12 protein-coding genes and 1 pseudogene are annotated in these 12,080 nt (G+C 39.1%); 3 read left to right on the forward strand and 10 right to left on the reverse strand.

Annotated features, from left to right (window positions below):
- Positions 1-7: 7 nt before the first annotated feature.
- The 6 genes and pseudogenes from ulaA to AC20OE_RS14265 form a co-directional block, all read right to left on the reverse strand.
- The gene (gene ulaA, locus AC20OE_RS14240; protein ID WP_039179039.1) at positions 8-1,270 is read right to left on the reverse strand and encodes a PTS ascorbate transporter subunit IIC; all 1,263 of its coding nucleotides are present in this window, start codon (positions 1,268-1,270) and stop codon (positions 8-10) included.
- A gap of 25 nt (positions 1,271-1,295) precedes the next feature.
- Positions 1,296-1,562, reverse strand: coding sequence for a PTS sugar transporter subunit IIB (locus tag AC20OE_RS14245; protein WP_099663319.1), 267 nt, complete (start codon positions 1,560-1,562; stop codon positions 1,296-1,298).
- A 15-nt stretch (positions 1,563-1,577) separates the two neighbouring features.
- Positions 1,578-3,650: a BglG family transcription antiterminator gene (locus tag AC20OE_RS14250; RefSeq protein WP_487268926.1), complete on the reverse strand. Its 2,073-nt coding sequence runs from the start codon at positions 3,648-3,650 to the stop codon at positions 1,578-1,580.
- Between the two features lie 274 nt (positions 3,651-3,924).
- Positions 3,925-4,365, reverse strand: coding sequence for a hypothetical protein (locus AC20OE_RS14255; RefSeq protein ID WP_064498538.1), 441 nt, complete (start codon positions 4,363-4,365; stop codon positions 3,925-3,927).
- 34 nt (positions 4,366-4,399) lie between these two features.
- Positions 4,400-4,558 (reverse strand): annotated as a pseudogene (locus AC20OE_RS14260) (T7SS effector LXG polymorphic toxin); the annotation flags it as partial.
- Between the two features lie 108 nt (positions 4,559-4,666).
- The gene (locus AC20OE_RS14265; RefSeq protein WP_487268913.1) at positions 4,667-5,629 is read right to left on the reverse strand and encodes a helix-turn-helix transcriptional regulator; all 963 of its coding nucleotides are present in this window, start codon (positions 5,627-5,629) and stop codon (positions 4,667-4,669) included.
- Between the two features lie 104 nt (positions 5,630-5,733).
- Between AC20OE_RS14265 and AC20OE_RS14270 the strand changes: the two genes are divergently transcribed.
- Together AC20OE_RS14270 and AC20OE_RS14275 are read left to right on the forward strand one after the other, a co-directional pair.
- Entirely contained in the window at positions 5,734-6,213 is a 480-nt protein-coding gene (locus AC20OE_RS14270) for a GyrI-like domain-containing protein (RefSeq protein ID WP_487268914.1), read from the forward strand.
- Between the two features lie 21 nt (positions 6,214-6,234).
- Complete coding sequence (locus AC20OE_RS14275) at positions 6,235-6,699, forward strand: phage tail protein (protein WP_487268915.1); 465 nt, start codon at positions 6,235-6,237, stop codon at positions 6,697-6,699.
- 302 nt (positions 6,700-7,001) lie between these two features.
- On the opposite strand, the gene AC20OE_RS14280 is transcribed toward AC20OE_RS14275, so the two are convergent.
- From AC20OE_RS14280 to AC20OE_RS14295, 4 genes are all read right to left on the reverse strand, one after another.
- Entirely contained in the window at positions 7,002-7,421 is a 420-nt protein-coding gene (locus tag AC20OE_RS14280; RefSeq protein ID WP_099663322.1) for a hypothetical protein, read from the reverse strand.
- A gap of 131 nt (positions 7,422-7,552) precedes the next feature.
- Entirely contained in the window at positions 7,553-7,915 is a 363-nt protein-coding gene (locus tag AC20OE_RS14285; protein ID WP_058838694.1) for a hypothetical protein, read from the reverse strand.
- A gap of 30 nt (positions 7,916-7,945) precedes the next feature.
- Entirely contained in the window at positions 7,946-9,565 is a 1,620-nt protein-coding gene (locus AC20OE_RS14290; protein WP_487268916.1) for a ribonuclease YeeF family protein, read from the reverse strand.
- Between the two features lie 375 nt (positions 9,566-9,940).
- Positions 9,941-10,360, reverse strand: a complete 420-nt coding sequence (locus AC20OE_RS14295; RefSeq protein WP_044335851.1) for a MarR family winged helix-turn-helix transcriptional regulator — start codon at positions 10,358-10,360, stop codon at positions 9,941-9,943.
- Positions 10,361-10,531: 171 nt separating this feature from the next.
- On the opposite strand from AC20OE_RS14295, the gene AC20OE_RS14300 reads away from it, so the two are divergent.
- A complete protein-coding gene (locus tag AC20OE_RS14300) occupies positions 10,532-12,052 on the forward strand; it encodes an MDR family MFS transporter (protein ID WP_059377354.1) in 1,521 nt (506 codons plus the stop codon).
- The last annotated feature ends 28 nt before the right edge of the window (positions 12,053-12,080 follow it).

Genomic DNA, 12,080 nt, shown 5'->3' on the forward strand with positions numbered 1-12,080 from the left:
CTCCTTTTTACAGCTGAAATAAAAACTTGATCAATCCAATTAAGATTCCGATGATACCAAAGTCTGTATCTCCAAACGTTGTCCCTTCAAAGCCGAGGGTTCCGAGCACAGGTAATAAACAAGCAGGTAAAAAGGAAAGAAGCAACCCATTTACAAAGGACCCAGCGACAGCACCTCTTACCCCTCCTGTTGCATTGCCATACACTCCTGCTGTAGCACCGCAAAAAAAGTGCGGGACAAGACCAGGGACAATGACAGTTAAACCAAACAAAGGTAAAAGAAAAATGGATACGATGCCTCCTGCAAAGCTGCATAAAAAACCAATAATGACCGCATTTGGCGCAAATGGAAAAACGGTTGGCGCATCAAGTGCCGGCTTTGCTCCCTTCACGAATCGATCGGCAATCCCCTTGAAAGCAGGCACGATCTCGCCAATGGCCATCCGTACCCCTGCTAAAATAATGTACACACCAGCAGCAAACGTAATCGCCTGAATGAGAATGAAGACAGCGAAGTTCGTGCCCCCGCTAATTTGTTCTATAAAAGGAATTCCTGCAAACGGTGCAATCGCAAAGAACAGCAAAGCCATCGTAATCGAAATGGCAACAGATGTATCTCTTAGAAAACCGAGTGATTTAGGCACTTGAATGGTTTCCGTTGATTTTTCTGGAGAACCAACCCATTTGCCGATCATTCCCGCAGTAAAATAACCGAAAGTACTGAAGTGTCCGAGCGCGAGATCATTGCTTCCGGTGACTTTCCTCGTAAACGGCTGAAGGATTGCGGGTGCAATGACCATAGCTGCCCCTAATATCATTGAACCAGTTGAGATGAGCAGCCACCCGTGCATGCCGGCTGTTGAGAGAACGACGGCGAGCATAGCTGCCATATACAACGTATGATGCCCAGTCAAAAAGACGTATTTAAAGGGTGTGAATCTTGCAAGTAACAAATTGACCAGCATGCCAAAAATCATAATGAGTGCTGTCTGTGTACCGAATTCTTTTTGAGCAATGGCGGCCATAGCATCTGTATTTGGCACAACCCCTTGAATGTGAAAGGCTGCTTCAAACATCTTTCGAAAAACCCCGAGTGAATCCGAAACCACTGTAGCGCCCGCCCCTAATATTAAAAAGCCCATGGTTGTTTTCAAGGTGCCTGACACAGTATCTGCGGCTGATTTTTTCTGCAAAAGTAAACCGGCTAGAGCAAATAAACCGATAAGAATGGCAGGTGTGCCCAATATATCGTTCATGATCAGTTCTATCATGATGTGAATCCCCCTTTTTCATGACTTAAATGTGTTGACGAAGGACGTCCTTAATGGCTTTCTGGTCTAACAAATTATTTAAGCCAGCCACATTTCTTGTGCCGTCATTCAGTTGGTCAATAATATCAGCTGCCCCGATATAAAGGTCTGCTTGTTCATTTTTACTTGTACTGAGATCGGTATGATCCACCTCAGCTTCAAGACCTAATTCTTCTAATGCTTTTTTGACATTCATTTCTACAATAAAGCTGCTCCCTAACCCGTTTCCACATACAACTAGAATTTTTTTCATTCTCTTTTTCCCCCTTTATACTTGTGAAAATTGATCAATTAATTCTTGAACCGATGCTAAATCTTCTGCTTCAATCAATTGTTTCGTCCGTTTCTCTTCACTTAACAGCATGGTCAGCTGTTTGAGTGCTTTCAAGTGGCTCATGCTGTCAATAGCGGCTAACACAATGACAAGCCGCACCTGCTTTTTGCCATCTTTTGAAAACGAAATGGGCTGTTTGAATGACATGAGTGTCATGCTCAATTTGTTCACGCCATCCTCGGGCCTTGCATGTGGAATGGCCACTTGTGGTGCAATCACAATATAAGGACCATTATGATGAACAGACTGAATCATGGCTTCTACATAACTTGGTTCAATGGCATTTTGGTCAAGTAAAGGCTGCGCCGCTTTTGTAATCGCCTCTTGCCATGTGTCTGCTGTTTGGTGGAGCTTAATGGTTTGTTCTGTTAATAAATCGTTTAACACTGGGTTCCACCCTTTCTGATAGGATACATATGTGGGATGAAGCAGCTCCTGAATGTCACGAAGCAGTGCTTGTTTATTTTGTACGATGGTATGCTGCTGAATGATGTTGAATAAAGCGTTTACATGCTGCTCGTCAACCATCGTTTCTAAGTCTTTCCCGTATTGAAGTAATGTTTTTTTCTCATAGGCAGTTAAAATAGGATGAACGAGATGAACTGGTTTTCCTTTAAACGAAATAGGTGTTGTGGACACAACGAAATCTGCATCAACGGCTGCTAATTCTTCATATGCACGCTTTGATAACAGCCCGCGTACTTCGATGTAGCCGATTAATTCGAGGAGCTGAGTTTTCAGCATGTTACTTGTGCCGATTCCTTCTCCGCAGACAATGTATACAGAACGCTTAACAATGGATGAAATTCCTTCCCTTCTCATCCAGCTGCCAAAATGCATGGCGAGATATGCAATTTCATGGTCACTCAACTTGGAACAGGCCGCCTTTTCTAAATGGCAGGCAACTTTTTGAGTGATTTCAAATACTTCTGGCTGTGCTTTTTTTATAGACTCCGTCAGTTCGTTAATTATACCAATGTGATATATGAGCCTGTAATAAGCTGGAATTAAATGCATGGTTAAGTTTTGCTCCAATGCTTTTGGTTCTTGAAAGGAAATACAAGCAAATCGCTGAAAGTCAAATATCATTTGTCTGGCGATGGTGCGAATGAGATGTTCTTCTGGTTTTTTAATTGATGGAAGTTTTTGTTTTTTGGCACTGAGCCATAAGGTGCTAAGAAAATAGATCTCATCATCATGAACAATGAGACTGGCCTCTTTTTGAATCTTCGCCATGAAACGAATAGCCGCCAAGCATTCCTCTGTTTCCTGCAATGTTCGCTTTTCTTCGTTTGAAATGTGTACAGCATGCCCTAGCTTCATCCGCTTGAAGTAGAAAAAGAGATCCAAAGAGAGCTGATCCAGCATCTCATCTGCAAATTCAAGCTTAAGTTCTTGTTCTGACTGCTGGAGGAGATGGTGTACCCGTTTGGACGAAATAGGTCCCTTTAACCAAAATGACGGAAACGTTTTATCGTTTTTTATCATTGTGCGAATGAAATGTATATAAGGTTTGAGTGCCAATCGAATGACCCTTTCGTCTCCTGAAATCACATAGCCGCTTGCTGCCTGATAGCGGAGTGTGATCTCCTGCTTTGAAAGCGCCTCTTTTAGCTGTTTCATATCCTCGAGCAATGTATTTCGGCTCACCTTTGTCATCTTCATGAAATCATCAATTCTTAGGCAATGCTCACTGCATGCTATGGATAAAAGCAAGATAGCCCTTCGTTCCTTTTTACATGGTTCATAATCGTGACCAACAAGAATGGTATCAGCTTTTTGAATAATGATTTCTTTTTCCAGAGGATTTAAATAATAGCCAAGTTGACCTTTTCGCTGCACACCACTAAGCTGATGAGTTTCCAGCCAGCTGTTCATTCGTTTGATTTCAGCGTAAACGGTTCGAGTCGAGACTTTCATCCGATTCTGTAAATCTTCTATTGATAGATAAGATGTCGTGTGAAGCAGCATAGATAGTAAAGTCGTGCCCCTTTTGGTTAAGTACAGTTGGAATTCCTCCTTTCTTCTCTTTGCTTATAAGTCTAATCAACTCACATGCATCAAAGAAGTCCAAATGTCTTCAGCACGTGCTGTGCAGCGATTGTGTGTTCTTTTCATAAGAAAAACACACAATTTGAGTGTGCTTTCAGGCAAAGAATCCTTTGTCTTTTTTTAAGTGTTTGAGGACCAATAAACACAAAAAACCTTGAATGATATAAAGCCAGTCAAGGTTTTTTCACTTCTTATCATCTTTTATTTTTCCTATACGTGACGTTTAAAATTATTTTTTGTTTAAACTAAATCCGAAATCCAAATCGTTTTCAAATGAAATACAAATACACCAATCACCTTTTAATGATATAAAGTAGTGGTGCTGAGGGATATTTAAAAAATAGATTAGTAGCTCTTCTAAATGTTTTAATTCAAACTGATACCCAAACTCTGTAAGGTTATCCCCTATGTAAATTACTTGTAAGTGATTATCTAAATATTTGCCTTTTAATTCAGTTATAAATAGAAGAGCATCAGGAAGTAACGATTCATTATTTGAGCTCTTACTATAATGTTTATTGGTTTGTAACCAATCTATTTTTGAACCAGCAAAATCAAATTTTTGTTCTATTAAATCTAAATAAATTTCGGGATTTTTATGTACTTTGACACTTTTAAGAAGGTCTTTTAATTCCAAATCCTTTATTAGTTCTTCATCATAAGAAATCAATAAAATTAACCCCTTTATCTAAAATGTATTTAACTGCCTTCTTGTCAAAATTCATAGGAATCGCTGTTCCATCATTTGTCGCATTCATCATTTCGGCTTACAATGCCATTGTAGTTTGCTGCTCTGTCTCTAACAAAGAATATTCACCTTTTAAATTTTGATCGAGTTCTATTAAATCTTTAACCGTTTCTTCCGCAGCTGAGATCTACAGAAGATGGAAGTAAGATTGGTGGTTCATTGAGATTTGATTCGAAATACGACTCACCTTCATGTATCTAATATGAGGTCTAACCAGCATTGATTATGGACAATATAGGAGTAGTCTCTCTTGTAAACTTTCCAAGATTTCTACAGGCATTTCCTGGACCTTGATATCATCGCCTAGGAAAAATAGCCAATTTGTTATTTCGGTTATTTCTTCTGAATGATTAACATTGATAAAAGTCTTTAAAATGGCTGTAGTTTGGTAAGGATTCGTATAAGAAATTGACATTTTGAAAGGATGGTATTTTTTGAACTGTGCAATTGCCTTTGGACCAAGTTCAAGGACAAGGTTGATTACCTCCTCCTGCTTACTTAGTTTTTCTAAAATCTTTTTCCTGCTTAATCTATTTTTTGTAGAGCATGGTTTTACATCTGTGAGATTGTCGACAGGCAAAATCCGTTTCTTCTCTTCCTTTACATCAAAGCATTCAATCAACCACAGGCTTTTTTCACGATAAAGGTTCAAAAGGTAAATAGGATAGGACTTGATCACTTTCTCCTCTCTCATGGTAATCAGTAAATATCGATCCAAAATAAGCAATTGGATTAATTTTTCTAACATGGGGTGAGGGAGATCGGACAAATCAAGCAGATCAGGATTATTCGGGTTGGCCCCTTCAAATAGCATGAGGCGATTTAACAGAACAAGGTCATCTTGCTGGGTTTCAGAGATGAGTCCTAGTAATTTTTCAGCTAAAGACTGGCGACTCTTTAAATAAGGGAGTTGTTGGTTTCTCGTGGCCATAAAGGCAATAAAAAGAGCTTTAATCTCATTATCGGTAAAACGGACAGTTGGCAGGACAGAATTGTTCATTACAAAATATCCTCCGTCCCTTCCTACTTCTGCGACAAGTGGCATCCCCATAGCTTCAATTTCTCTGATGTCTCTAATTGCTGTCGAACGAGAGATATGAAATTCTCTCATGATTTCAGTAATTGTAAAGTTGGAGCGGTTGTTAATATACCGCATGATGGTATTAATCCGTTCAACTTTTTTCATCTGGTCCTCCTAAACAGTATCATTTTTTGACATGGTTTAAGCCTATTATATATTTATCAAGTGAAAAAAACATTTGATCAATTCACCAAAAGGAAGTGTTGAATATGGCAGAGTATATACTAGAAGAAAAAGACAGCTTTCACGTGTTAGGTATTGGAACTGAACTTAAGAGTCATTACACAGACTATGCGGGCATAACGAAGGAAAAAGCAGACTTTTGGCAAGCAGTCAACCAAGAAGGTAAGCTTGACAGCTTAAAAACCATTGCCACAAATGACTATATTTTTATCGTAAACGAATCGGTAAATAACAAGCTGATGCATTATGTAGGGGTTATGACAGAGGAATCGTTACCAGAAGCGGACAGAGTAATTCAATTTCCTAAAGGGGAATATCTAATCGTTAAAGGGGAAGCTAAAACCGCTGATGAATTGCATCAAACGCTTACTGGTATTGCATTTGGTCAAGTCTTGCCTGAAGCAAAGAATTTTGCCTATGTTGGTGGACCAAATGCAGTGGTAGAAATGGGACAGCGAAACGACTTATTACTTGGTGAGATGTGGATTCCTGTTGTACGGAAATAACAAGGATATGGAGGGATAGAAATGGCTTATATCGTTGATTTTAAACATGTGTCTACGATTGGTTTAGAGTCTTCACCTGTAGCAGAAGCACTTGCTGGCTTACGAGCGAATGAGGCTCGTTACTTTATGAACAAATATAAGCATGAATTTACAGTATTACCTGCCAGCGAAAGTCAGGAGACCCTTGATTATGTGAACCGAGTGTTAAAAGAAGAACGTGAACTAGAGTTTGCATCCAAACCTTTAGAAACGGCAAGTTTTCAAGTGGAAAATATCAAATGGACCTACGTCTTTTATGAGGATGGTCTTGCAATTAACGTCCTGTATACAGTGGATGACCCGAAAAAACGTGCTGTTGGTTTTAAGCTTTCTGAAGGGATGGACGTACCAAAGGAATTAGAAGGAAAATTTAAATTTGCTAGGCAGAAGTCTAAACTAGCTGGAACGATTCGTGGGTCATTCTTTAAAATTAAAGGGGAATATTGAACTCGAATTTGTGAATTTGATTGAACAAATAAATTGAAATTATTTCCCCTTCTAAACAGAGCAGCATTCTCTATGCACTATTTAGAGGATGTTATTCTGTTTATTGTACCAACCTCATTTTCTTATGAAAAAGTTCGCCGTTAAAGTGGCTTGTCTCTATCATACGTGACCCACACAGGAAAAAAGGTCCTCATCTCCCTTTTGGCGATTTTTTCTCAATTTGAAGTCCAATAACACAAAAAACCTTGAAAGGCATTGAGCCAATCAAGGTTTTTTTGCGTAATCTCATTAAAAAAAATGAACTAATTTGAATGCATGTTTGAAAGAAAGTCTTGAAGAACTCCTTTTACTGGTGAATTCGTAGTAGTAGCCACTACATGATTTACACGTTCTAAAATTTGAGGTTTGTTCAATATCAATTTCTTGCCTTCTTCAATTGGGAAACTTCTCAAAGTATCAATACAAATCTCAAATAATTCGTTATCATTAGTATTCAACAAATCTATTAAAATATTTAACTCATATTCTTTGCACTCATTATCCAGACAATAAGCGATTTTACGCTGCCACTCTATTGGTTTATTAAGCACCTGATTTGATAGTTCTTCCCAGTCGTTTAGGCTAAAATCAGAGAGTATCTCACTAGCAATCAAACACCCGTCATCAGACCATGAATCTACTGTTGTATCAGCAGATAAAAGATTATCTAATTCTCTAAACATATAGAGTCTCCTAATTATGAAATTACTCTGAGAACACATTCGAGTACCTACAGCCTCAAAAATTGATCAAAAACGAGTAAAACTGAAGAAACTAGCGATGTTAATTTGTTAGTAAATAAGTATCTATTATTTTATTTCCACCAGTTGGATGTAATTTCTTTCAAATGAAATTCTATAAAATCAATCACTTTGGTATAGTCATCCGAGCTGAATTCCTCAATAGGATTGTCCCAATCTGTATTTTTAACTATTAGAACAAGGTAGTTACCATCAGAAGATAAATCAGGATACCACCCTAAATCCAATGTTATTGATGATTTCTCATGATAAAGTTGTAATAAACTTTCAGTGAACATAAACCATCTATCATCTTCTGCTTCTAACTTTTTAGGGTCAATTTCCCTAAAATTATTATAGCGTACAATCCAACCTTCAGTTATTCTTAAAGGGTGAATGTTTACTTCGGGAATATCAAGTTTCACATATTTTCTCATCATCATCTGACCTCTTTGTTAATATTCTAGTTATTTTATTCCTAATTTATTTAAATATTTAGTTAATCTGTCTCCAGCAATCGGGTGGCCGTGATACACATTGCCACTCGTCAGTTCTCCCCTAATCCAACTAGTAGATTTACCATTATCATAACCAACAATTTTACCTGTATCATAAATGAAATAAAAATTATTGTTGCCGTTATCAATGATATGCCCTTTTTGAAGAGCCTCTTTTTCTAAGACTTTATTATTTATTTCAGGCAGGTATTGAGCATTTCTTTTCCCTGTCTCACTAAAACGTTTGGCTTCTTCAGCAGTCCTAGCCTTTAAATGTTTATTATCATGATGAGAATATACTGCATTATTTATCTTAGATCTAAAATCTTTTCTACCATAATAACTTTTATGAGCAATTTCATCATGCCTTTTTGAGATATTAGGTATACCTGTACTCTTTACCCCCATCTTCCCATGAAACCCTTTCGCCCCGAACGGCAAAAGCATTCCAAGCGCCGCATTCATACTCGCTTCCTGCTGTTCTTTCGAGACCTTATTTCCAAACATATCGCGGCCTGTGATTGCTTCGCTGAAGCCGTTGGTGACGGTGAGGCCATATAATCCTTTTTGAGATGTCTTCAGGGCGTCAAAGGATTTTTGTGATGTCTTGTAGATGTCGACTGCTCTGACTGCGGCTGATGTGGCTTGGGTGGTTTTATAGACAGCCTTTCCGCCTTTGAAAATGCGTCCTGCCCAGCCAACGATTGGGATGTAACCGGCTGCTGCCATGCCTCCTGCCGCGACTCGCTGACCTGCGGTGAGTTCCTCGCCTGTGATCGGATCAACACCTGTTGCGGCACGTTTTGCATCGTTCACACCAGTCAGTTCATTGACGATATTTCCACCGTAATCGAGCGCTTTTTCATACCAAGGACGGTTGGCGAGGGCTTCTTGTTCCTTCGCAATCTTTCGGGCTTCTTCTTGTTCTTTTTTGATTTTCAGATATTCAGAAGTTTGCTTTTCAATATCGCTTTTTGCCTTGTAGATTTCGCTATTTTGATACGCTTTCTTGTCAAAATTCATAGGCGAAATCACTTTTCCGTCATTTGTCGCATTCATCATTTCAGCGTACAATGCCATTGTAGCTTGCTGCTCTGTCTCTGACAAAGCATATTCATCTTTTAAATTTTGATCAAGCTCTCTTAGATCTTTGACCGTCTTTTTTCGTTCATCTTCCGCATCTTCTATTTTCTCATCAAAGGTTTGACTATCAAATACCTCTAGAGATATGAGGTCATCAATATCTTCAAAAATCGTTTTGAGTGCCTTTTTTTGATCCTTTACAATGCTTTTGGCATTTTTGATGCCCATATGTACTGCGTTATCTAAAAAGTGTTCTTCTACAAAGGTATCGCCGCCAAAGCTCGTATCATCAAGTGTCCCAGAAACACCTTCATGAAAGGCTTTTTGCTTATCAATGAAGCTGATAAACATGTCTACATTTCCGGCGAGCTCTTTGTAGAAGCTTTTAATGTTATCGGCACCTTTCCCAGTAAAATCATCACCAAGATTGGCAACACTTTGTAATGCCTGTTTTAAATCTACCATTTGTTCGCGGAGTTCCTGATAGTGTTTTGCCCTTGTGTCCATGGCACTTGTTAGTGCTTTTGCATCAAGTATCTTCCCCAGCAGAATTCACTCCTTCCTATTCATTGACAAGGTCAATTTTACCAATACAAAGTTTGTCATTAAATAGGCATTAAGATACAAAAACAATACTGATTATGTAAATGAACATTGTTTCAATTGAAAAGCAAACTATAGAATTCATTAGCTCCATTTTTGTCATAACAATTATAATATAGTTTTTAGAACAATCTTTTAAATAGAACATTTTTTGAGCTACTCCATTATAAAAAAGAGTTATAGAGCACTTTTATGGTAAGGAAGATGTCACTAGTCGAGGCAATCCCTACATGAATTAGGAATGCACTTAGAAAAAGCACACCCGCATCAGTGTACTTTTTACGATTTAGACTTAAGCAATTGAAGTTCTTGCTCCATGATATCTGCTGCTTCAGTTATAAATTGAATAATTAAGTCTAATTCTTCTGGTTTGTATTCATTTGTGAGTTCCTTCGTTGATGTTGATAAGGATCGAAAGAGTTCTTTCACCTGTGATTTCCCTGCCGTTAATGGAACGATGATAACTCTTCGTTTGTCCTTTGGGTCCTTTTCTCTTTTGGCGTAGCCCGCTTTTTCAAGCCGGTCAATGAGAGCTGTGACTGCACCAGAGCTAAGACCTGTTTTTTCACTTAGTTCTCCTGCTGTAAGGGGGCCGAGTTCGTTTAATAAATCGGCGGATTTAAGATCTGTTGGAAAAAGGCCAAGTGATTGGGCGGCCGCTTGGTGGAATAATACGGTTCGTGTGGCGAGGCGCCTCATTGTATGGATGATCTGGGTTGCTCTGTCTTCAGCCTCGTTCTTTATTGACAACTTGTTCTCCTCCCTTTAAAATCAATTTATCTTGATCATCAAGATAAATGTTCTCTTACTTTAATATTTAAGTTGATCATAGCAAAAATAAGGAGAGAACGTAAGCAGGAGGTAAATGAAATGAATCATGTGGATAAAGGCAAGGCATCCACTCGCTTTGTTGTCATCGGTTTGCTGTTAGGTATTTTTATGGCAGCGATGGACAATACCATTGTTGCAACAGCGATGGGAAGCATCGTAGCAGATTTGGGCAGTTTTGATAAATTTGCTTGGGTGACGGCTTCTTATATGGTGGCAGTAATGGCGGGAATGCCTATTTACGGAAAGCTTTCTGATATGTATGGTCGAAAGCGTTTTTTTCTGTTTGGACTTATTTTCTTTTTAATTGGATCAGCGCTGTGCGGTATCGCACAAACGATGGATCAGCTCATTATTTACCGAGCCATTCAAGGGCTTGGAGGCGGTGCCCTTCTTCCAATCGCATTTACAATTATCTTTGACATCTTCCCGCCTGAAAAGCGTGGAAAAATGTCTGGTATGTTTGGAGCTGTCTTTGGTTTATCAAGTGTACTCGGACCGCTCTTAGGTGCTATTATTACGGATTCGATCGGCTGGCATTGGGTTTTCTATATTAATGTGCCGATTGGTATTGTCAGTGTCTTCTTGATCGCCAGATATTATCAGGAATCGCTTGAACATCGTAAGCAGAAAATCGACTGGTCAGGTGCTATTACACTTGTCGTTGCGGTTGTCAGCTTAATGTTCGCGCTTGAGCTTGGCGGTAAATCTTATGCTTGGGATTCGGTGCAAATCCTCACACTTTTTGCTGTGTTTCTTGTGTTCGGTACGATCTTCTTTATTGTTGAGCGTAAAGCTGAGGAACCGATTATCTCATTTTGGATGTTTAAAAATCGATTATTTGCGACATCTCAAATTTTGGCGTTTTTATATGGCGGGACATTCATTATTCTTGCTGTGTTTATTCCTATTTTCGTGCAGGCGGTGTACGGTGAATCTGCAACAAGTGCAGGGTTTATTTTAACACCGATGATGATTGGATCAGTCATTGGCAGTATGATTGGCGGAACGATGCAGACGAAAGTGCCTTTCAGACGTCTTATGACCATCTCTGTCATTTCATTTTTCGCTGGGATGCTGCTGCTTGCCAATATGTCACCAGATACAGCAAGACTGTGGCTCACACTCTTTATGATGATATCAGGCTTTGGGGTCGGGTTCAGCTTCTCCCTTCTGCCGTCAGCTTCAATGAATGATCTTGAGCCGCGCTATCGAGGCAGTGCAAACTCGACCAATTCATTTATGAGATCACTTGGGATGACGCTCGGTGTCACGATTTTCGGGACGATTCAAACCAATGTGCTGACAAATCGTTTAGCTGATGCCTTTAGCGGAATGAAAGGAGCCCCTTCTCAAATAGGCGATCCACAGGCTATTTTCCAAGAAGGTGCCCGCTCACAAATTCCGACTGATATTTTAAATAAAGTCATCGATGCAATGTCACAAAGTATTACGTATGTATTTTTGCTTGCTTTATTCCCGATTGCACTTGCGGCGATTACAGTCATATTTATGGGAAATGCACGAGTACGTACATCAAATGAAATGAAAGAAAACGAATAATGTGAAAAAGCAGAGCAATTGCAGCTCT

This window comes from Bacillus sp. SRI_025 (assembly GCF_057592095.1).

Coding starts and splice junctions, on each gene's coding strand:
- AC20OE_RS14280 (WP_099663322.1), bottom strand. CDS start 7,421: ATGTTTAGAGAATTAGATAATCTTTTATCTGCTGATACAACAGTAGAT.
- AC20OE_RS14295 (WP_044335851.1), bottom strand. CDS start 10,360: ATGAGGCGCCTCGCCACACGAACCGTATTATTCCACCAAGCGGCCGCC.
- AC20OE_RS14245 (WP_099663319.1), bottom strand. CDS start 1,562: ATGAAAAAAATTCTAGTTGTATGTGGAAACGGGTTAGGGAGCAGCTTT.
- AC20OE_RS14290 (WP_487268916.1), bottom strand. CDS start 9,565: ATGGACACAAGGGCAAAACACTATCAGGAACTCCGCGAACAAATGGTA.
- AC20OE_RS14270 (WP_487268914.1), top strand. CDS start 5,734: ATGGCAGAGTATATACTAGAAGAAAAAGACAGCTTTCACGTGTTAGGT.
- AC20OE_RS14300 (WP_059377354.1), top strand. CDS start 10,532: ATGAATCATGTGGATAAAGGCAAGGCATCCACTCGCTTTGTTGTCATC.
- AC20OE_RS14265 (WP_487268913.1), bottom strand. CDS start 5,629: ATGAAAAAAGTTGAACGGATTAATACCATCATGCGGTATATTAACAAC.
- AC20OE_RS14275 (WP_487268915.1), top strand. CDS start 6,235: ATGGCTTATATCGTTGATTTTAAACATGTGTCTACGATTGGTTTAGAG.
- AC20OE_RS14285 (WP_058838694.1), bottom strand. CDS start 7,915: ATGAGAAAATATGTGAAACTTGATATTCCCGAAGTAAACATTCACCCT.
- ulaA (WP_039179039.1), bottom strand. CDS start 1,270: ATGATAGAACTGATCATGAACGATATATTGGGCACACCTGCCATTCTT.